Origin of the sequence: Aminobacter sp. MET-1 (assembly GCF_026521175.1) — a bacterium.
In the GTDB taxonomy this organism is placed as follows: Bacteria; Pseudomonadota; Alphaproteobacteria; order Rhizobiales; family Rhizobiaceae; genus Aminobacter.
Window position 1 is genome coordinate 295,146 of sequence record NZ_JAMSHL010000001.1, and the last position, 21,563, is coordinate 316,708.

General features: G+C 63.7%; 21 protein-coding genes. 16 read left to right on the plus strand and 5 right to left on the minus strand.

Going from position 1 to position 21,563, the window contains the following annotated elements; genetic code table 11:
* The first annotated feature begins 12 nt into the window (after positions 1 to 12).
* The 5 genes from NDO48_RS01500 (at position 13) to NDO48_RS01520 (ending at position 3,558) form a co-directional block, all read left to right on the plus strand.
* The gene (locus NDO48_RS01500) at positions 13 to 945 is read left to right on the plus strand and encodes a VOC family protein (protein WP_267320733.1); all 933 of its coding nucleotides are present in this window, start codon (positions 13 to 15) and stop codon (positions 943 to 945) included.
* A gap of 9 nt (positions 946 to 954) precedes the next feature.
* The gene (locus NDO48_RS01505; RefSeq protein WP_267320734.1) at positions 955 to 1,575 is read left to right on the plus strand and encodes an alpha/beta hydrolase; all 621 of its coding nucleotides are present in this window, start codon (positions 955 to 957) and stop codon (positions 1,573 to 1,575) included.
* On the plus strand, positions 1,572 to 1,871 hold the full coding sequence (locus NDO48_RS01510) for a GNAT family N-acetyltransferase (protein ID WP_018429822.1): 300 nt from the start codon (positions 1,572 to 1,574) through the stop codon (positions 1,869 to 1,871). Before NDO48_RS01505 ends, NDO48_RS01510 begins: the two co-directional genes overlap by 4 nt.
* 318 nt (positions 1,872 to 2,189) lie before the next feature.
* Positions 2,190 to 2,600 carry a hypothetical protein gene (locus NDO48_RS01515; protein WP_018429821.1) on the plus strand — a complete coding sequence of 137 codons (411 nt, stop codon included), beginning with the start codon at positions 2,190 to 2,192 and terminating at the stop codon, positions 2,598 to 2,600.
* A 184-nt stretch (positions 2,601 to 2,784) separates the two neighbouring features.
* Positions 2,785 to 3,558 carry a glucose 1-dehydrogenase gene (locus NDO48_RS01520; protein WP_267320735.1) on the plus strand — a complete coding sequence of 258 codons (774 nt, stop codon included), beginning with the start codon at positions 2,785 to 2,787 and terminating at the stop codon, positions 3,556 to 3,558.
* Between the two features lie 12 nt (positions 3,559 to 3,570).
* Here NDO48_RS01520 and NDO48_RS01525 read toward each other — a convergent pair whose 3' ends face one another.
* Both NDO48_RS01525 and NDO48_RS01530 read right to left on the minus strand, forming a co-directional pair.
* A complete protein-coding gene (locus NDO48_RS01525; RefSeq protein ID WP_267320736.1) occupies positions 3,571 to 5,655 on the minus strand; it encodes a PAS domain S-box protein in 2,085 nt (694 codons plus the stop codon).
* A gap of 27 nt (positions 5,656 to 5,682) precedes the next feature.
* Positions 5,683 to 6,462, minus strand: coding sequence for a response regulator (locus NDO48_RS01530; RefSeq protein ID WP_198292870.1), 780 nt, complete (start codon positions 6,460 to 6,462; stop codon positions 5,683 to 5,685).
* Positions 6,463 to 6,661: 199 nt separating this feature from the next.
* On the opposite strand from NDO48_RS01530, the gene NDO48_RS01535 reads away from it, so the two are divergent.
* Positions 6,662 to 7,378 carry a response regulator transcription factor gene (locus tag NDO48_RS01535; protein WP_018429816.1) on the plus strand — a complete coding sequence of 239 codons (717 nt, stop codon included), beginning with the start codon at positions 6,662 to 6,664 and terminating at the stop codon, positions 7,376 to 7,378.
* 22 nt (positions 7,379 to 7,400) lie between these two features.
* Here NDO48_RS01535 and NDO48_RS01540 read toward each other — a convergent pair whose 3' ends face one another.
* Entirely contained in the window at positions 7,401 to 7,553 is a 153-nt protein-coding gene (locus NDO48_RS01540) for a hypothetical protein (protein ID WP_085941129.1), read from the minus strand.
* A 749-nt stretch (positions 7,554 to 8,302) separates the two neighbouring features.
* Between NDO48_RS01540 and NDO48_RS01545 the strand changes: the two genes are divergently transcribed.
* From NDO48_RS01545 to NDO48_RS01590, 10 genes are all read left to right on the plus strand, one after another.
* A complete protein-coding gene (locus NDO48_RS01545; protein WP_267320737.1) occupies positions 8,303 to 8,764 on the plus strand; it encodes a L,D-transpeptidase in 462 nt (153 codons plus the stop codon).
* A gap of 535 nt (positions 8,765 to 9,299) precedes the next feature.
* Positions 9,300 to 11,129 carry an ABC transporter permease gene (locus tag NDO48_RS01550; RefSeq protein WP_267320799.1) on the plus strand — a complete coding sequence of 610 codons (1,830 nt, stop codon included), beginning with the start codon at positions 9,300 to 9,302 and terminating at the stop codon, positions 11,127 to 11,129.
* Position 11,130: 1 nt separating this feature from the next.
* Positions 11,131 to 12,261 carry an ABC transporter ATP-binding protein gene (locus tag NDO48_RS01555; RefSeq protein ID WP_267320738.1) on the plus strand — a complete coding sequence of 377 codons (1,131 nt, stop codon included), beginning with the start codon at positions 11,131 to 11,133 and terminating at the stop codon, positions 12,259 to 12,261.
* Positions 12,262 to 12,363: 102 nt separating this feature from the next.
* Positions 12,364 to 13,494, plus strand: a complete 1,131-nt coding sequence (locus NDO48_RS01560) for an ABC transporter substrate-binding protein (RefSeq protein ID WP_267320739.1) — start codon at positions 12,364 to 12,366, stop codon at positions 13,492 to 13,494.
* Between the two features lie 67 nt (positions 13,495 to 13,561).
* On the plus strand, positions 13,562 to 14,704 hold the full coding sequence (locus tag NDO48_RS01565) for an ABC transporter substrate-binding protein (protein ID WP_018429809.1): 1,143 nt from the start codon (positions 13,562 to 13,564) through the stop codon (positions 14,702 to 14,704).
* Between the two features lie 117 nt (positions 14,705 to 14,821).
* The gene (locus tag NDO48_RS01570; protein ID WP_267320740.1) at positions 14,822 to 15,628 is read left to right on the plus strand and encodes an HAD family hydrolase; all 807 of its coding nucleotides are present in this window, start codon (positions 14,822 to 14,824) and stop codon (positions 15,626 to 15,628) included.
* Positions 15,625 to 16,503 carry an inositol monophosphatase family protein gene (locus tag NDO48_RS01575; protein ID WP_267320741.1) on the plus strand — a complete coding sequence of 293 codons (879 nt, stop codon included), beginning with the start codon at positions 15,625 to 15,627 and terminating at the stop codon, positions 16,501 to 16,503. The genes NDO48_RS01570 and NDO48_RS01575 overlap by 4 nt, the downstream gene beginning before the upstream one ends.
* Positions 16,504 to 16,635: 132 nt before the next feature.
* Complete coding sequence (locus tag NDO48_RS01580; protein ID WP_416377170.1) at positions 16,636 to 17,469, plus strand: inositol monophosphatase family protein; 834 nt, start codon at positions 16,636 to 16,638, stop codon at positions 17,467 to 17,469.
* Positions 17,470 to 17,490: 21 nt separating this feature from the next.
* On the plus strand, positions 17,491 to 18,132 hold the full coding sequence (locus tag NDO48_RS01585) for a dual specificity protein phosphatase family protein (protein WP_018429805.1): 642 nt from the start codon (positions 17,491 to 17,493) through the stop codon (positions 18,130 to 18,132).
* 29 nt (positions 18,133 to 18,161) lie between these two features.
* Entirely contained in the window at positions 18,162 to 19,889 is a 1,728-nt protein-coding gene (locus tag NDO48_RS01590) for a metallophosphoesterase family protein (protein ID WP_267320742.1), read from the plus strand.
* Here NDO48_RS01590 and NDO48_RS01595 read toward each other — a convergent pair.
* Together NDO48_RS01595 and NDO48_RS01600 are read right to left on the minus strand one after the other, a co-directional pair.
* Positions 19,847 to 20,866 (minus strand): substrate-binding domain-containing protein, encoded by a 1,020-nt coding sequence (locus NDO48_RS01595; protein ID WP_267320743.1) that lies wholly within the window; start codon positions 20,864 to 20,866, stop codon positions 19,847 to 19,849. The genes NDO48_RS01590 and NDO48_RS01595 overlap by 43 nt on opposite strands.
* 152 nt (positions 20,867 to 21,018) lie before the next feature.
* On the minus strand, positions 21,019 to 21,498 hold the full coding sequence (locus tag NDO48_RS01600; protein ID WP_018429802.1) for an NUDIX hydrolase: 480 nt from the start codon (positions 21,496 to 21,498) through the stop codon (positions 21,019 to 21,021).
* Positions 21,499 to 21,563: the final 65 nt, after the last annotated feature.

Genomic DNA, 21,563 nt, shown 5'->3' on the forward strand with positions numbered 1-21,563 from the left:
AGGAGCGAGACGATGCTCAACCAGATCAAGGGCCTGCACCACGTGACCTCGATGGCCAGGGATGCGGCCGAGAACAACCAGTTCTTCACCCACAAGCTCGGCCTGCGCCGAGTCAAGAAGACGGTCAATTTCGACGCGCCGGACGTTTATCATCTCTATTACGCAGACGAGTTGGGCACGCCGGGTTCCGTCATGACCTACTTCCCGTTCCCCGACATCGGCAAAGGCCGCCCGGGCGTCGGCGAGGTTGGCACAACCGTGTTCTCCGTACCCGAGGGCACGCTGCCCTTCTGGGAGCAGCGCTTCGCCGACCAGAGCGTCACTGGCCTGGCCCGCGATGAGAAATTCGGCGAGAAGCGCCTGAGCTTTGCCGGTCCCGACGGTGACGGTTTCGCACTGGTCGAGGCCAAGGGCGACAAGCGCGCGCCGTGGGTCAAGGGCGGCGTCGCCAACGACGAGGCGATCCGCGGCTTTCACTCGGCCTCGCTGAGGCTGCGCGATGGCGGTGCCACCGAAGAGCTCCTGAAGTTTATGGGCTATGAGGAGGTCGACACCTCGGGCAACGTCAAGCGCCTGGCGGTGAAGGACGGCAACGGTGCCGATTTCATCGATATCGAGACGCAGCCGGGTGCTTCCTTTGCAGGCCTGGGTGCCGGTTCGGTCCATCACATTGCCTTTGCTGTGGAGAACCGGGCCAAGCAGCTCGAGGTGCGCAAGGCGCTGATGGAGACGGGCTACCAGGTGACGCCGGTCATCGACCGTGACTACTTCTGGGCGATCTACTTCCGTACCCCCGGCGGCGTGCTGTTCGAGATCGCGACCAACGAACCCGGCTTCGACCGCGACGAGGACACCGCCCATCTCGGCGAGGCGCTGAAGTTGCCGTCGCAGCATGCGCATCTGCGCGATTATCTTGAAAAGACCCTGCAGCCGCTGGGCGACTGAGGAGGACCGATGAGCAAGGACGCGTACATCCACAAGGTGCTGCCGGGGGAACCCGGCGGACCGCTGGTCTTTGCCTTCCACGGCACCGGCGGCGATGAAAACCAGCTGCTCGGCTTTGCCCGGGAGCTGGTGCCGGGGGCGACTGTCGTGTCGCCCCGCGGCGACGTATCCGAATTGGGGGCGGCGCGTTTCTTCCGCCGCACCGGCGAAGGCGTCTACGACATGGACGATCTCATCAGGGCGACGGTCAAGATGGCCGGCTTCGTCAAGGCGCATGTCAAGGAGGCAAAGCCGTCGGCGGTCTATGCGCTTGGCTACTCCAACGGCGCCAACATCCTGGCCTCGGTGCTGTTTGCGGCACCCGAGCAGTTCGATGCAACGGCGCTGATGCATCCGCTGATCCCGTTCGCACCCGAGATCAATGGCAGCCTTTCGGGGCGGCGGGTGCTGATCACCGCCGGGCGGCGCGACCCGATCTGTCCGCCCGAACTGACGAGCCGGCTCAACGCCTATTTGCGGGACGCCGGCGCCGATGTCAGGCTGGAATGGCACGAGGGTGGCCACGAGGTGCGCCCCAACGAAATCGACGCCGCGAAGCGGTTCTTCGCAACCAAGGAGCAGGGGCAATGACCGAAGAACTTCCTGTCATCGAGCTTGAGGATCGCGGTACCAAAGGACGCTACGTCATACGCGGTGCCGGCGGGGCGGAGGCCGAGATGACCTATACGACCATCAGCGATCATCTGTTCATCATCGACCATACCGAGGTGCCCGACGCATTCCGTGGCCAGGGGGCAGGATTGCGGCTGGTGACGCGGGCAGTTGAAGACGCACGTGCGGCCGGCAAGAAGATCATCCCGCTCTGCCCCTTTGCCGCGGCGCAGTTCCGTCGCCATCCCGAATGGGCGGATGTGCTGAACGGCTGAACGCCACAGGCCAACAGAACCATTCATGCCGAGGCCGATGCAGGTGACTGCATCGGCCTTTCGTTTGGTTCGAATTATTGCGACATGGGCGGCTCTTGTTACCAAAGGGAAGCTTTTGCTCCTCCCGTTTTGCGGCAGGATTTCGACAGAGTTGACTGATTTTGCGTAATTTTGTGACCGATTTGGCAGTGATATTGACTGTTTATGCGGATTATTTGTTGTTTCATGAGTTGACATCGGTCAGCATCATGTCGTTACATGTTTCGGTTAGTTTCATTTCAACAAGGGAATGAATTTTAACGAAAAGGCAAAATTGCCATGATCGGTTCCAGGAAAGTTCAGAAAGTCGACCGCCAGTTCCAGCCGCGCTCGCGCATCTATCGCCGGCCGCGCATCGCCATTCGCCAGCGTGCCAACGAGCACCCGATGGCCATGTTCTCGGTGTTCGTCGTTGCCTCGCTGTCGTCGATGGCACTGGCGCCGACCAGTGGCCCGGCTTTTGCCTCGATGGGGTCGGACCACCGTGTCGTCGATGGAGTGATGACGACCGAGAAGACCGACCGCCTGCCGCTCAAGGAAGCCGATATCGCCTGCCGCGGGCAGGCCTGGGGTGTCGAAAGCGAGGTCTGCCTCGACGCCATTGCCGAAGATTCAGGGATACGTGCGCCACGCAAGGTGCGGCTGATCGCCAGCGCCGGGCCGGTTCACACCACCCCGAACATCTTTTAGACGCCGGTCCGCCCGGTCACCGCGTTCCCTGCCGCGCCCTACATCCTTCCAGCGCGTACCTGCCCCGTGGTCTCGGCCACGGGGCCTTTTTTTGTGCCGAGGCGTCCGGCCGCTAGTCCCTTCCGACGATGCCGCTGTTCCTGATGGCAGGCGACGCTGGTGGCAAAACCGGGAGGAATTCGTCATGGGTCGCGTCGCAGGAAAGATCGCCATCGTCACAGGTGCTGCATCCGGCATGGGCGAGGCGACGGCGCGGCTTCTGGCGCGCCAGGGCGCGGCAGTCGTGGTCAGCGACCTGCAGCGCGAAAAGGGCGAGGCAGTCGCCGCCGGCATCGAGGCCGCCGGCGGACGCAGTCTCTACGTCGCCCATGACGTGACATCGGAGACGGGTTGGAAGGCAATCATCGAACGAACGCATGATGTGTTCGGCGGACTGCACATCCTGGTCAACAATGCCGGTGTCGGCGCACCTTTCGGCTCGGTCGAACAGCTCAGCCTCGATGATTGGCGCAAGGTCATGTCGGTGAACATGGAAGGTGTGTTCCTCGGCACCAAGTTCGCTATCGAGGCGATGCGCAAGACCGGGCAGGGCGGCTCGATCGTCAATTTCTCGTCGACCATGGGCATTGTCGGCAGCCCCTCGACTGCGGCCTATGTGGCGAGCAAGGGCGGGGTGAAGCTGTTCACCAAGTCGGCGGCGCTGCATTGCGCAAAGGAGCGCTACGGCATCCGCGTCAATTCGGTGTGCCCCGGCTGGATCCGCACGCCAATGTCGTCAGGGGCGCTCGACAAGCTGGCGGCAAGCGGCGAGGGCAACAAGGCGATCGAGCTGACACCGCTTGGCCGCGTCGGCGAACCCGACGATGTCGCCTATGGCGTGCTCTATCTCGCTTCCGACGAAGCGAGCTTCGTCACCGGGACAGAGCTGGTCATCGACGGCGGTTACACCGCGCAGTGACGGAAGCCTGTCTCAGAGGTGGGATGCCTGCTCGCTGACGGCACTCAGCGCGCTGCGCACGTCGAAGGTGCTGAACGGCTTTTCGAGGATGTGCGGCTTGAGCATCGGCGGCAGCTGTTCGATCTCGGCCTTGGCGCCGATCAGGTCGCCGGTGACGAGCACGAAGCGCTGGGCCATTTCCGGCCGCTCGCTGACGATCTCGCGGAAGATAGAGATGCCGCTGCGGTCCGGCATGCGCAGGTCGGAGAAGATGATGTCGACGGGCTGGCTGCCGAGCGCGTCTGCGACCGACGTCCACGACCAGACGATGCGCGCCTTGACGCCCATCAGTTCAAGGATGTCCGAGAGCGAGCCGGCGACGTCGGGTTCGTCGTCGATGATTACGGCATGGCGCAGGCCACTCGATTTCGGCGCTGCCTCGGCGACGATGCCATGGCTGCCCTTGATGGGCGGCAGCTCGACGACGAAGCGTGCGCCCTGCGGCGTGACCGGCTCGAACCAGACCTTGCCGTTGTGGCGATCGACGATCGACTTGGAGATCGACAGGCCGATGCCGGTGCCGACGCCGATCGGCTTGGTGGTGAAGTAGGACTCGAAGATCCTGTCGCGGATGCTCTCGGCGATGCCGGGGCCTGAATCTTCGACCGAGAAGCCGGCGCTGCCATCGGCATTGCGGAAGGTGCGGACACAGATGCGGCGCTCATCCACGGCACCGGCGAGCGCATGCTGGCTGTTGACCAGGAAGTTGGCCGCGACCTGGGTCATGTGGTCGGCGTCGGCCAGCACCATGAGCGGGCCTTCGACAAAGTCGGTGTCGATGCTGATGCCGCTGGAGCGGGCGCCGTAGGCGGTGACCTCGAGGGCGGCACGGACGACGTGGTTGAGATCGGTTTCCGACCGCGTCGTCGGATGCAGGCGCACCATGCCGAGGAAGCTCTTGACGATACGGCCGCAGCGTTCGGCGGCGGCGCGCACCTTTTCGGCGCGCATCTTGGTTTGCGCATCGGTGGCAAATTCATGCAGCAGGGTGGACTGGGCGACGACCACGGCGAGCGGGTTGTTGAGCTCGTGCGAGACGCCGGCGAGCAGCGAACCCATCGCCGCCATCTTTTCGTTCTGGTGCAACTTCTCGCGCTGGCGGTTGATCTCTTCTTCGGCGCGGTGCTTTTCCCGGAGGTCACGGATCGAGCCGAAGATCAGCCTGCGGTCGGCGAGCCGCATCTCGTTGGCGGTGAGCTCGATGGGGATGATTTCGCCAGTGGCATTCTGGGTCACGGTCTCCATGCGCTGGCCGACCATCGGTGCGCCGCGGCCGGTCATGTATTCGGCGCCGTTGGCGTATCCCTTGCGGTAATAAGCAGGGATGACGGTGTCGAGCAGGTCCTTGCCGAGCACCTCGTCGCGGGTCCAGCCATACATCTTCTCGGCGGCCGGATTGAACTCGATGATCGAGCCTGTCTCGTCGACGACCATGATGGCATCGAGCGACGACTGCAGCATGGTGCGGCGGATGATTTCGCTGACATGATACTCCGACAGCGAGCGCTCGATGGCGTCGCCGAGGGCGGCGGCGATGATCTCAAGGGCAGCGATGTCGTCGTCGGACCAGTTGCGCTCGACGACGCAGTCATTGACGGCAAGCGTGCCCCAGAGATGGCCGTGGGCCGAGACCGAGACCGACAGGAACGACTTGATGTGCTGCTTGTCGAAATCCTTGCGCAGGAAGCCGGCAAGGTCGCGTGTGTGGCCGATGAAGATCTTGCCTTGGCGGCCCTCCTCGGCGAGGCGCTCGAGCAGTGGGTCGGAATCGACGATTGCCTGGTTGATGGTTGTTGGCGGTGCTGCGACCTTGTCGATCCTCTGGTCGACCCAATAGGCCGAGATGGACTGTGCGAAGCCCTGGCCGGGGACATCGCGCAGCCTGAACAGGATGGTGCGATGGCCGCCGAAGGCACGTCCCAAGCGCTCGAGAATCTGGTCGATATCCTGCTGCCAGTCCTGCGCCTGCCGGAGATGGCGCACGATCTGGCCAGCCGCGACAGTGGGGCTCGGCGTGCCCGACTGCTGGTCGGTGCGTGAGACGGTCAACAAGGCCATAACGGTTTCCGACGAGGGCGCGATGCGTCAGTAGCTTTCGCTGCCGGGCAGGGAGAAGATATAGCCTTCGCCACGCACGGTGCGCAGAAATTTCGGGTTTGCCGGGTCGTCCTCGATCTTCTTCCTCAGCCGCATGATGCGGATGTCGACAGCGCGCGACGATTCCGGGTCTTCGGCAAAGCCGATCGCCTCGGAGATAGTGGTGCGGCTGAGCAGCCGGTTGGGCCGGGTGAGGAAGACCTCGAGCATGTCGAATTCGCTCTTGGCCATGTCGAGGATGGCGCCGCCATTGCCGGTGACGAGCCGGCCGTCGAGATCGGCCTGAAAGGCGCCGAAGGCGATGGTGCGGCGTGGCGGCTGGGCGGCGAGCTGCGCCTGCTTGATGCTGTCGGGCTGCGGAACGCGGCGGAGCACGCTGCGCACGCGGGCGAGCAGCTCGCGCAACTCGTAAGGCTTGACCAGGTAGTCGTCGGCGCCGATCTCGAGGCCGACGATACGGTCGAGCGCAGTGCCCGCGGCGGTGGCGTAGATGATGCCTATCGGCATTCGGCCACGCAGCCAGCGGCCGAGCGAAAGGCCGTCCTCGCCCGGCATGGCGATATCAAGTATCGCAAGATGAAATGCTTCGGTTTCGATGAGCGCGCGAAGGGCAGCTGCGCCCTCGACTGCGGTCACATCGAAGCCGTTCGCGCCGAGATACTCGGCGACGGCGTCCCGTAGATCGGGTTCGTCTTCGACAATGACTATCCGGGCTCGCAGTTTGGCCTCGCCTCCGCTACCTGCGGAAAGTAGATTGGGTATAAACATGATGTCCAGCGATCATTTCGGGTGGGCAGTTGCCAATGGCGTCCTGCCTCGTTAGGGGCGATTTGAAGCTTCGGGAGACACGACTGGGAACCCATCCCCGGCCGAGCGCATCCCTGGGCATCTTCTTGCCACGGCAGGCGCCGCGCAGCCCTCGCCGGCAGGCAATGGTCGCGATTTCGCTCGTGCTACGGACAGAGACATGGCTGGAAGATCGATCGTCGCACTCGTCGCCATAGCGGAGGTAATAGCCTCCGACCTTGCCGAGCATCTCGACAGGCGCGGCCACGACGTGCGTGTGGCCAAGCGGCTGTGGGAGGCGGAATCGCTGCTGTCGGCCAAGGGCATCGACGTGGTGGTGGTCGGCGACGGCCTGACGCCGGCCGAAGGTCGGGATCTGCTGCGCAGGTTCAGCGGCGAGAAAGGCCCGTGCTTCATCCTGATATGCCGCCCCGCCGAACTGGTCGACAAGGTGTTGGCGCTGGAATTGGGCGCCGCCGATGTCGTGGAGAGCCCTCTCAATGTGAGAGAACTCGCCGCGCGCATCGGCGGCCTCCTCGCGCGCCGGGGACGCGGCACGCAAGAATTGGTGGTGCTGGAGAATTCGACGGTCGACCTGCGCTCGGCGCTGGTCATGCACGCCTCGGGCGAGGAAGAGCAGCTGTCGCCCGGCCAGATCGCTCTGCTCAAGCTGTTCCTGTCGCAGCCGCGCAAAGTGCTGACCAGGGACGACATCATGGCCGCGGCGCCTGCCGAGAGCGCCGATGCCTTCGACCGCTCCATCGACTCGCGTATCGTGCGCCTGCGTCGCAAGCTCGATACCGAAAGCATCACCACGATCCGAGGCTCGGGCTACCGTTTCGACCCGCCGACCAAGGCGGCGGGCAAGGAAGCGGGACCCGCTGACAGCCAGACCTGAGTTTGCGCAGGCGGACAAGGTGTCAGCTTGCCGGCACGGGGGTAGCCGGCACTTCCACGCGCATCTCGGCATGCGCGTGGTCCTTGAGGAGGATTGTTGCAACGGCTGCAAACCCCAGCAAACCCTGGGCGTACAGAAGCGCCGAAAGCACCGATGCTGCGAATTGTGTCTTCATGATCGTCGGGCCTGTTCCCGTCTCGGTTTCCAATAAAACTTGGCACTCCGAGACACCCGCGTCGCCTGACCTGCCATAGGCGACGCGGGTACTCGGACCCGCGGCGACAAGCGCGCGGGGGTTCTGCTCACCGCCGCCCGGCCTGAAGCCGGGCACCCACGCCCATGGACCCGGCGGGTGCGCAGAATTGCGACGAACAAGGCTGTTGCGAGAGATGGATGCCGCCTAGTGCCGAAGCCATGCCCTGCTTCGAGAACCAGCGTGCGGCTGAAGCGTCGTCACGGTCGGCCAGCATTCCGATCCCTGTCAGTATCGCCGTGGCGATGCCCACCCGCAGGAACCATCGTGCCACCAATCGTCTCGCTCCCATCCAGCATTCGCAACGTTCGTTTCGTCGAGAGCGAATGTGCCGGCCTGCTGTATCGGGAAGATGCCGCCGGATGCGGTTTCATGATTCTGAATGTTTCAGTACGGTTTCCTCGACGGTGCTCCGCTTGTGCTTTTGATTCAGCTAGATAAGGCGCGAAGCGGAATGCGGGTACCTGACGCCGACGCTGTCGGAGTCGACTTTGCCGGCGAGGAAAGGCAGCGGCTCTCAATAAAATCTGAAACAGGCTTTTTGAAATGCGAAACACATAAGAAACACAAAAGTTAACGAACCGAAATATTGCCGAAACACGGCTTTGGCAAAAGCCTCCCCATTCCGAAACGTATTTCCGCCGGCGCGGCCGGCTTCGAAGGGGGACGACATGAACACCGAACTGAAGAGAAAGCTTATCAACGTCATCGCCGTTGCGGCGGCAGGCACTGCCCTTGTGGTGGCGGCTGGAGAGGGGGCGGCACAGGCTGCCAACAAGATCGTGGCGCGGGTGTCGATCGGCGAGCAGCGCATGCATGTCATCATCGACGGGCGCACGACCTATGTCTGGAAGGTGTCGACCGCCGGACGCGGCTACGTCACGCCGAAGGGTTCGTTCAAGCCGACGCGCATGCACGAGATGTGGTACTCGAAAAAGTACGACAACGCGCCGATGCCGCATTCGGTGTTCTTCAACGGCGGCTATGCCGTGCATGCGACGAACCAGATCAGCCGCCTCGGTCGCCCGGCGTCGCATGGCTGTGTGCGCCTGCACCCCGACAATGCCGCAGACTTCTACGAATTGGTCGAGGCTTTCGGCCCCTCGAACACCAGCATTCAGATCGTCAAGTAGGCTCGCCGGTCATTCGGCTGGAGCTTCAAAGCCCGCCCAGGGTCGGCCGTCGCGCCGTTCCCCGGGCGGGCTTTTTGTTGCCTGAAAGAAGACCGGGAATGGCGAATTGCACGGCAGTGCACAAAATTCCTTGAATCCATGCTGCATCGCCGGTCTGGATTGCGGTGTCGTTGCTAAAAATCATGGATTTCAAGCAAATTAAGATGATTTGCACGGCTGTGCAAAAACTTGAAGAATCCAATTGACACGAACGTGCCGCGGATGGAATGAATATGCCAACAGGCACAGAGATGTGCCGGTCTGCCCGGAGGAGGGCGGGCGTGCCTGAAAACGAGGTGGCCAGGGGACGATGCCCGGCCAGCACGTCGCAGGCGCCCAGTGGAGGAGAATGCATGTTCGTGCCATCGCATGAAGGCCTGGCTGCGCGTCCGACGGACAGCAGCTGCGGCCATGGCTCCGGCCCGGCCGGAGGCCGTGTGCCGCGGAGGGGCGGCTCGTGAGCGGTCGTGTCCAGACATCTGCCAAGGCTGCAGCCATGGGCCAAAGGCCTATCGCAGCCCGGCTCGCCGCACCGACGAAGACCCAGCGCCTGCGCTATCGTTTGAAGGTGGCGCTGCGCGAGCCGACGACGACCATCGGACTGCTGGCCGCTGCGCTGTTTGCCTATCTCATCGTGGTGCCGATCATTTCGATGCTGTCGGACGCGATGCGGGTTCAGTTTGGTGACGAGCGCCGTATCAAGCAGGATGTCGGTGAGCTGACCTGGTACTATGTCGACCGCGTCTTCCTCTCGCGCATCTCGCATGACCTGTTCTGGGAGCCGCTGGTCAACACGCTGAGCGTGGCGGCAGGCGCCATTGCGCTGTCGATGCTTGTCGGCGGCGTGCTCGCCTGGCTGCTCAGCCGCACCGACATGTTCGGCCGCCGCTGGTTCGCCACAGCCCTCATAGTGCCCTACATGCTGCCGGCCTGGACCTTCGCGCTGGCATGGACGACGCTGTTCAAGAACCGCACCGTCGGTGGCCAGCCGGGTTGGATGGAATCGATCGGCTTCACGCCACCCGACTGGCTGTCCTACGGCCAGATGCCTGTGACCATCATCCTTGCGCTGCATTATTCGCCCTTCGTCATACTGCTCTTCGGCAACGCGCTGCGCCGCTTCGACTCGCAGCTCGAGGACTCGGCTCGCATCCTGGGGGCGAGCAGGCTGACGGTGGCCAGCAAGATCATCATGCCGCTGATGCGCCCGTCGCTGATGTCGGCGATGGTGCTGATCTTCGCCAAGTGCCTCGGCGAGTTCGGCGTGCCTTATGTGCTCGGCCTGCCGGTCAATTTCGATGTGCTGGCGACCTCGCTCTACCAGAACATCTCGTCGCGCCAGGTTGGCGTGGGTGCGGTGCTGGCCGGCGCGATCATGCTGATCGGCATTATCACCATCACCATCGACGCCCGGCTGATGCGGGAAGCGCGCCGCTTCGTCACCATTGGCTCCAAGGGTTCGATGAACCGGCTGAACCCGCTCGGCATCCTCAGGCTGCCGGCAACCGGGTTTGCGGCGCTGATGTTCGTGCTCAGCGTCGGCGTGCCGATCGGTACCCTGTTCCTGTCGACGGTGATGCGGGTGCCCGGCCAGTTCAACCTCGACAATTTCACGCTCGACTACTGGATCGGCACCAACCTCAACACGGTTGCGTTGCAGACCGGCATCCTGCTGAGCCCCGACCTGTGGAACGCGGCCTGGAACAGCCTGCGCATCGTCGGCGTCGCCTCCATTACCTCTGGTATCCTCGGCCTGTTGGTCGGTTATGTCGTGGCGCGTACCCCGGTGAAGCCGCTCGGCACCTTCCTGCGCCAGGTGACGTTCCTGCCCTACCTGGTTCCGGGCATCGCCTTTGCGGCCGCATATCTCTCGCTGTTTGCCGTGCCGCGCGGACCGATCCCTGCTCTCTATGGCACGACGCTCATCCTGATGCTGGCGCTGATCGCCGACCAGATGCCCTATGCCTCGCGCGCCGGCATCGCCGCCATGACGCAGCTCGGCAAGGAGCCGGAGGAGGCAGCCCAGATCGCCGGCGCCGGCTGGTTCCGGCGCATGATCTCCATCGTCATCCCGATCCAGAAAGGGTCGCTGACGACTGGCATCCTGCTGCCCTTCATCTCGGGCATCAAGGGCCTCAGCCTGTTCGTGGTGCTGGCGGTTCCGTCGACCGATGTGCTGACCACCTATTCGCTCCGGCTCGTCGACTACCACTACACGCAGGCCGCCAACGCCGTCGTGCTCATCATTGCCGGCCTCGCCTATTTCGGCGCGCTGCTCGGCCAGAAGCTGACCAAGACCAATCTCGCCCAAGGACTGGGGAACTGACATGCCGAAGATCAATCTGAGCGGCGTCGAGAAAAACTACGGGGGCAACGGCGCCAATGCGGTTGCCGATCTCGATCTCGAAATCGGCGACGGCGAATTCATGTGCCTGCTGGGACCATCCGGCTGCGGCAAGACCACGACACTGCGTATGATCGCCGGGCTGGAGCACCTGACGGCGGGAGAAATCCGCGTCGGCCCGCGCGTCGTCGACTCGGTCGTCGAGGGCGTGTTCGTGCCGCCGGAGCGGCGCGAGATGGGGCTGGTGTTCCAGAGCTACGCGCTGTGGCCGCACCTGACCATCGAGCGCAACACCGATTTTGGCCTGCGCCTGCGCAAGATGCCCAAGGCCGAGCGCGAGGCGCGTGTCGACCAGGTGATGAAGACGCTCGGCATTGAGAAATATCGCGACCGCTATCCCTCGCAATTGTCGGGCGGGCAGCAGCAGCGCGTGGCGCTGGCCCGCATGCTGGCGGTCAACCCGGAAGTGCTGTTGCTCGACGAACCGCTGTCGAACCTCGACGCTGCACTCAGGCTCGAGATGCGCGCCGAGCTCAAGCGCCTGCATGCCGAATTCAAGACGACGATCGTGTTCGTCACCCACGACCAGTGGGAGGCAATGACGCTTGCCACCACCATCGCCGTCATGAGCGAGGGCCAGTTGCAGCAGGTCGGTACGCCCAACGATATCTACGACCGGCCGGCCAACCGCTTCGTGGCGCAGTTCGTCGGCAATCCGCCGATCAACATCGCTGAACTCGGCAATGGCAGGTCGGAGGTGTCGCGGCTTGCCAATGCCTATCTCGGCTCGCGCTTTGCCGAACTGCGCGATGCCGGGTCCATTGGCATCCGGCCGGAAGCCATTCGCCTCGCCGACGCCGAGCGTGGCGTGGCCGAGGGGGCGCTTTCTGGCCAGGCGGAGGTGACAGGCATCCTGCCCACCGGCGGCAGCTGGATCATCGAGCTGACGGCATCAGGTGAGAAGCTGTTCATGACCACGCACCAGTCGCCGGAGATCGAGGTGGGCGAGGCGGTGACTTGGTGGACCAAGCCCAAGGCGCTGCACGTCTTCGACAAGGCCGGCAACCGCATGGAGGCAGCCGACCGGCTGACGCGGCCGGCGAAGCTGCACTGAAGAGATTCCGCGGGCGGTGGAGGACCGCCCGCCGGGAGTGAAGCAGGACTATCGGGAAACGAGACGGCCGGCATGGAGCTGGCCCGACAGAGGGAGGAAAAGATGAGCAGACATTTCGATCTGAAACGGCTCCTGGCTGCGACGGCACTCGGCGTCGTTGCCGGCCTGTTTGCCGGCGCGGCACAGGCCCAGGAAAAATTCGACCTCAACGCGCTGATCGAGGCGGCAAAGAAGGAGCCGCCAATCAACGTCTATTCGAGCACCGGCAAGATCGTGAAGCAGGCCGAGGCCTTCACAAAGAAGTATGGCGTGCAGGCGACCGGCACCAAGGCCAATGCCGCAGCCCAGCTGGAAATGGTGATCCGCGAAGGTCAGGCCAAGAACGTGCAGGGCGACGTCATCCAGATCAGCGACGTGCCGGCCGGCGTGGCGCAGTTGGTGCCGCAGGGCTTCGTCGAGAGCTGGCTGCCGCCAGATCTCGCCGACAAGATCCCGGCGCAGTACCAGAATCCGCTGACCGTCTCCAACGAGGCCAATGTCTTTGCCTACAACACCCAGCTCAACGTAAGCTGCCCGGTCAAGAACATCTGGGAGCTGACGGAGGCCAAGTGGAAAGGCAAGCTCGCCATGCAGGACCCGCTCAACAAGGCGTCCTATGTCGACTGGTTCAACCAGATGGCGACCAATGCCGACGACAAGGTGGCCGCGGCCTATAGGGAGCAATATGGCAAGGACCTGGTGACCGACGAGGCAGGCGCAACCGCCGCTTGGGTCAAGGCGCTGGCCGCCAACGGCCCGCTGCTCACGGATGCCGACGAGGCCGCCGCACAGGCAGTCGGCGCGCCCGACCAGAAGGAACAGTTCATCGGCCTGATTAGCTCGGCCAAGTTCCGCAACAACCAGGATGTCGGCTCCAAGCTTGGCCTGTGCACGGACCTCAAACCCTTCGCCGGCTGGATGTATCCGAGCCTCGGCTTCATCGCCAAGGGCACCGACAGCCCGAACGCCTCCAAGCTGTTCATCCACTATCTGATGACAGAGGAAGGCATCGCCCCGCAGGCGGCCGACGGCAAGATGTCGACCAACAGCGACGCCAAGCTGCCCGACGACGAGCCCTCGGGCATCGGCAAGGCGCTGGACCAGATCTTCCCCTACGACTCGGCGTCGGCCCAGAGCGATTGGGACGCGCGCCAGGATTGGCAGGACCTCTGGCGCATCAACTACAAGAAATAACGCTTGCGATTGCCGCGCCCGGCACTGACGCCGGGCGCGTTTCAGCCGGATTTTTGGGGAGGAAACGATGAAACCGGCACTTGGAACGAGCAGGAAGCTTGCACTGGCGACGACGGCGCTGGCCGGGATGACGGCAGTGGTCGTGATGGCATCCGCACCGGCAAGGGCGGAAGCCTTCGACATCAACGCGCTGGTCGAGGCGGCGAAGAAGGAAGCGCCGATCAATATCTACGACAGCACCGGCAAGATCGTCGAAATGGCCGAAAATTTCACCGCCAAATACGGGGTGAAGGCAACCGGCATCAAGGTGTCGGCGAGCGCTCAGCTTGAGATGATCGTGCGCGAGGGGCAGGCCAAGAACGTCAAGGGCGATGTGGTGCTGATTACCGATGCGCCGGCGGGACTGGCGCAGCTTTTGCCGCAGAAATTCGTCGAGAGTTACCTGCCGCCGGACATGGCCGACAAGATCCCGGCAAAGTTCCAGAACCCGCTGGCGATTACCACCAATGCCGCCGTCTGGGCTTACAACACCGAGGCCTACGATGCCTGCCCGGTGAAGAACATCTGGGAGCTGACTGATCCCAAGTGGAAGGGCAAGGTCGCCTTCTACGATCCGCTGTCGAAGGGCACCTATCCCGACTGGTTCAACCAGACCGAGACGCATGACGATGACAAGATGAAGGCTGCCTACAAGGCGCATTTCGGCAAGGACATCGAGGTCGGCGAAGACAGCGCAACGGCCGCCTGGGTCAAGGGTTTTGCCGGCAATTCGCCCCTTTTGGCGGATGCCGACGATGCGATATCGGAGGCCGTCGGCGCGCCCGGCCAGAAGGAGCCGTTCTTTGGGCTGATGAGCTCGGCCAAGTTCCGCGACAATGCCGACAAGGGTTTCAAGCTCGGCCTTTGCGAAGGGCTCGATCCTTGGCCGGGCTGGACTTATGTCAAGCTCGGTTTGATCGCGACAGGCACCAAGAGCCCGAACGCGGCCAAGCTGTTCATCCACTACATACTGACATCGGAAGGCATCGCGCCGCAGGTGAAGGACGGCAAGCTGCCGACCAATCCCGACATTGGTCTGCCTGCCGACGAGCCCTCTGGTATCGGCAAGGTTCTCGACAAGCTGCAGCAATACGACGCCTCGACGGCGTTGGAAGATTGGGACGCGCGCCAGGATTGGCAGGACCTCTGGCGCGTCTCCTACAAGAAATAGTTTCCCGGTGGGCTAGGGACGGAGCCCTTCTCCTTCGGCTCCGTCCCGCTTTTTTCCACTGGTCTCGCTTTTTCCGCTGGCCCGCTTTTTCCGCTGGAATGAAATGGAGAACTGACGATGTCGACAAGTTCGGGCCGAAAGCTCGCCGCACCCAAGGCGCTGCTGCTCGATTTCGGCGGCGTGATCGTGTCGACGACGCATATGCCTGATTGGCGAGAGCTGCTGGCTGCGCATGTGCGCGGCCTGCTCGACCAGGCCGGCGTGAAAGCGCCGGTGCTTTCGGTCGAGCAGATCACCACCGATATCAAGGCGGGCGGTATCGCCGACTCGCACTGGAAGGATGCTATGTCGCGGCCGTTTTCGCCGCGCGAACTCAGGCATGAGGAATTCTGGGGCGACTTCGTTGCCGGCGACTGGCCGAAGCAGGCGCGGGAGGTTGTCGTGGCCGAGGCCTACGATCTCTGCCGCAAGATGGGCAACTGGAAAAGCGAACGCGTGTTGCGCACCGGCATGCTCGACCTGCTCGATGCGGCGGATGGCGCTGGCGTTCCGGTGGGCATTGTCAGCAACGCGTTGTGCGGTCAGGTGCACATCGATTTCCTAGACGCCCATGGGCTGACGGGCCGATTTGCCGTGGCGATCCACAGCGACGAGGTAAGGGTGCGCAAGCCCAACCCGGAGATGATCTGGCTGGCGGCGCGGGCGCTCGGCGTCGAAACGGGCGAGGCCTGGTATGTCGGCGACAATTTCGATCGCGACGTGCTGTGCGGTGTTCGTGCCGGGGTCGGCGGCAACATCCTGATGGAAGCCAAGGGCACTTACGATCTGCCCTACGATCTTAAGCTCAAGCCCGATGCCATAGTGGCCGACCCGGTCGGGCTGCTCGGTCTGTTCACCGAGGCGACGCGAGGGATCGCCGCATGACGAGCCTCGAGGAAGCAAAGCGCCTGCGCGACGTGGCTGAACGTGCGGCGAAGCTGAAGCGCGAGCCTCTGCTGGCTGCATTCCGCTCCAACATGGCCGTTGATTACAAAGTCGACCTGCATGACGTCGTGACCAAACACGACAAGGATGCGGAAATGGCGATCCGCGCCTTCATCCTGCGCGAAGTGCCGGACTCGGTCGTGGTCGGCGAGGAGGGCGGGGCGAGCGGCGAGGGGCGGGTGAAATGGTATGTCGATCCGATCGACGGCACTTCCAACTTCGCCCGTGGCTTTGCCTTCTGGTGCGTGTCGGTGGGTGTGGCGATCGATGGCGAGGTCGTCGCCGGCGCCGTTTATGACCCTGTCACGGGAAGCCTGTTTTCGGCCGACCTGACCGGCGCCTGGTTGAACGGCGTGCCCTTGCGCTCGCGCGCCATATCGGACGAGCGGCATGCGACGTTGATTACCGGCTACCCGGTGGCGCGCGACTTCAGGCTCGACGGGCATGAACAGACGCTCGCCAATTTCGGTGAGCTGGTCGAGACATTCTCGACGCTGCGGCGACCGGGCAGCGGGGCGCTCAGCCTTTGCCATGTCGCGGCGGGCTGGGTCGACGCCTCCGCCGGCTTCGGCTCCAATCCCTGGGATGTCGCCGCGGCGGTTCTCATCCTCAAGCAGGCTGGCGGCAGCTATCACCCGTTGACGCTGGGCAAGGTCGACGCCGACGTGCCCGACTTCATGTGCCCCGGCTATGTCGCGCTGGGGGAAGGCGCCGACTATCCGACATTGATGCGCATCGCCCGCGGAATCTCCGAAGGTCGCGAGGCGGCGAGCGCAAGAAGGCCGAAGCTTTCGGCTGCGGGAGGTGCCGCATGACCATACGTGGAACGGCTGTGCAACAGCTGTCACATTGCTGCGCTATGGTTCCTGCTGCACTGATAAAACATTATCGATCTTATGGCGTTGACGAATTTGCACACCTGTGCAATCTGACCTCGGAAATTACCAATGAGCATTGACATGACCGTTCACGCAGTCGCCCCGCAGCCGGACGCCGAAGCCGAGATGGACCGGCGTGCCGCCTTCTGCCGCGAGATCGCCAGGTCCGCAGGGGCCGTGGCGCTCGACGGCTACAGGAACAGGACGCCGGGCTTCGGCATGAAGGGACCGCAGGACTTCCTGACGGAAACCGATGCGGCAGTGGAGCGGCACCTCAAGGCACGCATCGCCGAGGTGTTTCCCGGGGACGGGTTCCTCGGCGAGGAGACGGGCGGGGCGATCAAGCCGGATACGTGGGTGGTCGACCCGATCGATGGCACTGCCAATTTTGCCCGCGACATCCCGCACTTCTGCATCGCAATCGCTTTCGTCAGCAACGGCGAAATGGAGATCGGCGCGATCTACAATCCTGTTCTCGATGAACTCTATTTCGCCCGGCGTGGCCATGGGGCGACGCGCAACGGCAAGCCGATTGCCGTTGCCGGAACCGGTGATTTCGATGCTGCCTGCGTCGAATTCGGCTGGTCGAACCGCAAGTCGAATGCGCGCTACATGGAGGTGCTCTCCAACATCCTCGAGCAGGGTGCCAATGTGCGTCGTGGCGCATCCGGCGCGCTGGGCCTTGCCTATGTCGCCGACGGCCGCTCGGACGCCTATGCGGAACTGCACATGCATCCGTGGGATTGCCTGGCTGGGTTGCTGCTGGTCAAGGAAGCGGGCGGCGTCGTCGCACCGTTTCTCGCCGTCGGCGGCCTGACAAAGGGTGGAGCGGTGCTGGCGGCGGCGCCCGGCGTGGCGCTTGGCATGAGTGCGGCGACCGGCATAGCGCTCGAAACGCGCTGACTGAAGAACGGGGACAGGGACATGGATACAGGCAGCCCACGCTACGAGCGGCCGGCGCTCAGCTTGATCGAGCGCGACATCGCCGGCTACGGCATCGACATCTATGTCGGCGGCATGGACGGCGCCGGCGATCTTGCGCTGCTCAAGGACAAGAACATCACCACGGTGGTGAATTGCGCGGTCAATCTCGACTTCAACTATGCGACCGAGCCGTTCGGCGAGGGTGAGGGAGCTGATGCCATCTACGGCGTCGGCGCGGTGCGTTACTACAAGCTTGGACTGATCGACGGGCACGGCAATCCCGAGACCATGATGCTGTCGGGTTTCTACCTGCTGCGCGGCGCGCTGAGCCAGGTGCTGCCTGACAAGGCCACATACAAGCGGCGCGAGAAGGGCAATGTGCTGGTCAACTGCCGAGGCGGCCGCAGCCGTTCGGTGTCGCTGGTGGCGCTGTTCCTCCATGTCGAGATGCCGGACAAGTTTCCGACGCTCGACGCAGCACTCGACCACGTGCGCACCCAGCGTGAGCTGCGTCGCGACGAGTGGCACGAGGCGCCGAAGCCGATGCTGGTCGAGGCGGCGCGCAAGGCAGCGCAGTGGATCGCCATGATCGACAAGGGATTGCCGCCGGCGCCGGTGTCGGCGCTTGCCGCCAACAACTGACGGCCGACTGGCCGCGCAGCGAGAATGACATGAAGATTGCCGTCATCGCCGACCCGCATTTCCACGACGTCGACAACCGTCAGGGCGTTGGACGAGGCGACCGGGTGGCGGTCCGAACCCTTGCCGACACCAATGCCTCGACGCGCGTGTTCAACGAGAGCTTCCATGCCACACGCGCGCTGCTCGACGACATCGTCAGACGCGGCATTTCGTTGGTGGCGATTGCCGGCGACCTGACCGACGACGGCCAGCAGTCGACAATGGCAGCGGCGACCGTGCTGCTGGCGGACTATTCCCGTCGCTTCGGCCTGCGCTTCGTCGCGACCCCGGGCAATCACGACCTCTATGCCATCCACGGTCGTCACCAGAGCAAGCGCTTCCTCAACCCGGATGGTTCGCACACGCTGGTGACAAGCGACGCCGATATCGGGCAGGACAACTCGGTCGACAAGATCGTCAGCGCCGAGATGTATTGCGGCGGCTATGAACAGGCGATCCCTGCACTGAGCGCGCTTGGCTTCTTCCGGCGCGACGGCGACCTGCATTGGGAATGCCCATTTGGAATCGATGACAGGCTTGAGGCGCGGATTTTCGACATCGTTTCCTCCGACGGGAAGACCGTCAGGCGTATGGCCGACGCTTCGTTTCTCGTCGAGCCGGTCGAGGGGCTGTGGTTGTTGTCCATCGATGCCAATGTCTTCGAGCCGAAGAATGGCGACCTCGATCCGGCGGCGGAGAAGAGCTACCACGACAGCACCGATGCTGGCTGGAACTCGATGCCGCGCAACAAGGGTTTTGTGCTGGACTGGATGAAGCACGTTGCGGCGAGGGCGAAAGCGCAGGGCAAGCGGCTGATCGCGTTTTCGCACTATCCTATCATCGATCCCCTCAACGGCACCTCAGCCGACGAGGCGAAGCTGCTCAACGACACCAGCTTCCTGCGACGAACGCCACGCGCGGACGTGTCGAAGGTTGCGGCTGCCACCGGCATCAAGGTGCATTTCAGCGGCCATTTGCACATCAACGACACCGCCATCTTCCGCGACGGTGATGACTGGCTGGTCAACATCGCCGTGCCGTCGATGGTCGGCTTTCCGCCTGCCTACAAGATCGTTGAGATCGGAGACGACAGGCTCGATGTCGAGACGGTGGTCGTCGCCGAAGTGCCTGCATATGACACCGCTTTTGCCCTCTATCGCGTCGAGGCGGCGCGGGAGGGAGCGTCGGCGGCGGTGACCGAGGCTATCGGCCATGCAGACTTCCTCAGCCGGCATCTCGCCGAGATGGTCCGGCATCGCTACCTGCCCAAGGAATGGCCCCGGGATCTGGCAATACTTGTGCCGCAGCTCGACCTTGGCGACCTCGAGCGGCTTGCGGGAGCCAGGGCGCCGCTGACGGCGAGTGACGCCATGCCGTTTCTCGCGGCTGTGGCGAAACCGGACGCGCAGGACTGGCGCGTGCTGCCCTTTTTCGAAATGGTCGTCGACTGGTACAGGCTGCGCAAGGGTCGCGAGGTCGCGCTCGATTTCATCGAGCCGGCGCGTATCGTCGCCTATCGCCATCTCGCGGCTCTTTTCGCTGCGGGCTCGTGGCCGGAAGGCTGCCTGCAGGACAGGCTGGCGTCGTTCATGCGGATGCTGACGGACTGGCTGGCGAGTGCGCCGTCAGGCGACTTTTCCGTCGATCTGGCGACAGGCGACGTGATCTCGAGAAGTCACTTGGGCCGGACGGTCCGGCGCCAGACCGGATCGGCGTGAAAGCAGACGCGGCCGCCGCGCACCGGTTCGGGTTCGTCGCTGTCGAGCAGCTTGGTGATGTGGTCGGCCACCTGTGCGATCGGCTGGCGGAAGGTGGTCAGCTGGTATGACGCCCAGCCGGCCTGCTCGATGTCGTCGAAGCCGACGACACAAAGCTCCTCGGGCACGTTCATGCCGAATTCGACGCGCGCCGCATCCATGAAGCCGCAGGCGAGCAGGTCGGTGACGCAGAAGGCGGCGTCAGGCCGGTGCGAGCCGCTGAGCAGCAGGCGCCCGGCCTCGAAGCCCGCGCCGTAGCCGGTGGGGCCAGCACGCGTGATGGTCACTTCGAGCCCTGCCTCGGCGGCGGCCGTTTCGAAGGCGCGCTCGCGTGCGACAAGGCTCGGCGTGCCGGCCTGCGAGGACACCACGGCGATGCGCCGGCTGCCGGCACGGTGGAGCATGTGGAATGCTTCGCGTGCGGCCGCAGCATTGTCGACGCTGATGTTTTCGGGGCCGTCGAGATGATCGTCGCGGTTGATCAGGATGACGTGCTGGCCGCTGTTGAGGCAGGTGTTGATGAGCGATGTCGGCGGCGTACCCGACAGCACCACGGTTGCGTTGGCGCGGTAGTTGAGCGTCTGGCGCAAGGCCGCTTCGACGCTGTCGGTGTCGCCAGAGGTGTTGATGACCATGGCGACGCGGTTGATGGCCTGCAGGCGGCGGGTGATCGCGTCGATCAGGCGTGAATGGTAGGGCGTGTTGATGTCGGCGCCGATGAGGCAGACGATGCCGCTGTCCTCGTGGATCAGGCTGCGGGCGAGGTGATTGACGTGGTAGCCGAGCGTCTCGGCTGCCTCGAGCACCTTCCTGCGGGTGGTCTCGGAAACGCTGGCGCCGTCGGTGAAGGTGCGGGACACGGCCGAGCGCGAAACGCCGGCCAGTTCGGCGACCTGCTGTGCGCTTACGAATGACCTGCCCGGCTTCAGTTCGGACATCGACAGCTCCAGTTTGGTCGGTCGTCAAACCGCATCTTGGCCTTTGCACAAATGTGCAACGGCTACCCTGATACAATCGGTTTCAGCGACCTGCAATCCTGCAACTGCAATCTTGCAGCCTTCAGCAATGCGTCCTGATGTCGAGCGGACGCCTAGGCTGGTTCCGCCTCAGGCTGGACGAGGTCCGCCACTGTGAGACCACGGATCAGGGTCGAAAGCTCCGGCTCGTCGATGAGCACGGCCGCATCCGCTGGCGCAAGCCAGGCACGCTGGCGAGCACCGGCCTCCTGCCAGGCATCGAGCTCTTCGGAGACCTGGATGAGGTAGGCGGTGACCACGACATGGACGAAGCTGGTCGACAGGCGCTTCCAGTAGCAATAGCTGCCGGCCGGCTTTTTCAACGCCTTGCCGTTCACGCCGGCCTCTTCGCGGGCTTCGATAAGCGCTGCCTGGCGCGCGCTCTTGCCCTTCATCGGCCAGCCCTTGGGCACGATGAAGCGGCGGGTGCCGCGCGAGGTGACAAGCATGACCTCAAGCGCGCCATCCTCGTTCACGCGGAACGGAATGGCAGCGACCTGGGCGATGCGTTCGCCCTTGTTCGCCTTGCGTATGGTCTTCTTGTCCTTGGGCATCTGCGCCTGATGTTCCTTTCCTGCGGCCTTTTGCGACCGTCTTTCCTCTTACCTAGCACTTCGGC

Coding starts and splice junctions, on each gene's coding strand:
- NDO48_RS01575 (WP_267320741.1), top strand. CDS start 15,625: ATGACGAGCCTCGAGGAAGCAAAGCGCCTGCGCGACGTGGCTGAACGT.
- NDO48_RS01510 (WP_018429822.1), top strand. CDS start 1,572: ATGACCGAAGAACTTCCTGTCATCGAGCTTGAGGATCGCGGTACCAAA.
- NDO48_RS01600 (WP_018429802.1), bottom strand. CDS start 21,498: ATGCCCAAGGACAAGAAGACCATACGCAAGGCGAACAAGGGCGAACGC.
- NDO48_RS01555 (WP_267320738.1), top strand. CDS start 11,131: ATGCCGAAGATCAATCTGAGCGGCGTCGAGAAAAACTACGGGGGCAAC.
- NDO48_RS01545 (WP_267320737.1), top strand. CDS start 8,303: ATGAACACCGAACTGAAGAGAAAGCTTATCAACGTCATCGCCGTTGCG.
- NDO48_RS01570 (WP_267320740.1), top strand. CDS start 14,822: ATGTCGACAAGTTCGGGCCGAAAGCTCGCCGCACCCAAGGCGCTGCTG.
- NDO48_RS01535 (WP_018429816.1), top strand. CDS start 6,662: ATGGCTGGAAGATCGATCGTCGCACTCGTCGCCATAGCGGAGGTAATA.
- NDO48_RS01500 (WP_267320733.1), top strand. CDS start 13: ATGCTCAACCAGATCAAGGGCCTGCACCACGTGACCTCGATGGCCAGG.
- NDO48_RS01540 (WP_085941129.1), bottom strand. CDS start 7,553: ATGAAGACACAATTCGCAGCATCGGTGCTTTCGGCGCTTCTGTACGCC.
- NDO48_RS01565 (WP_018429809.1), top strand. CDS start 13,562: ATGAAACCGGCACTTGGAACGAGCAGGAAGCTTGCACTGGCGACGACG.
- NDO48_RS01585 (WP_018429805.1), top strand. CDS start 17,491: ATGGATACAGGCAGCCCACGCTACGAGCGGCCGGCGCTCAGCTTGATC.
- NDO48_RS01520 (WP_267320735.1), top strand. CDS start 2,785: ATGGGTCGCGTCGCAGGAAAGATCGCCATCGTCACAGGTGCTGCATCC.
- NDO48_RS01505 (WP_267320734.1), top strand. CDS start 955: ATGAGCAAGGACGCGTACATCCACAAGGTGCTGCCGGGGGAACCCGGC.
- NDO48_RS01590 (WP_267320742.1), top strand. CDS start 18,162: ATGAAGATTGCCGTCATCGCCGACCCGCATTTCCACGACGTCGACAAC.
- NDO48_RS01530 (WP_198292870.1), bottom strand. CDS start 6,462: ATGTTTATACCCAATCTACTTTCCGCAGGTAGCGGAGGCGAGGCCAAA.
- NDO48_RS01580 (WP_416377170.1), top strand. CDS start 16,636: ATGAGCATTGACATGACCGTTCACGCAGTCGCCCCGCAGCCGGACGCC.
- NDO48_RS01595 (WP_267320743.1), bottom strand. CDS start 20,866: ATGTCCGAACTGAAGCCGGGCAGGTCATTCGTAAGCGCACAGCAGGTC.
- NDO48_RS01515 (WP_018429821.1), top strand. CDS start 2,190: ATGATCGGTTCCAGGAAAGTTCAGAAAGTCGACCGCCAGTTCCAGCCG.
- NDO48_RS01525 (WP_267320736.1), bottom strand. CDS start 5,655: ATGGCCTTGTTGACCGTCTCACGCACCGACCAGCAGTCGGGCACGCCG.
- NDO48_RS01560 (WP_267320739.1), top strand. CDS start 12,364: ATGAGCAGACATTTCGATCTGAAACGGCTCCTGGCTGCGACGGCACTC.
- NDO48_RS01550 (WP_267320799.1), top strand. CDS start 9,300: ATGGGCCAAAGGCCTATCGCAGCCCGGCTCGCCGCACCGACGAAGACC.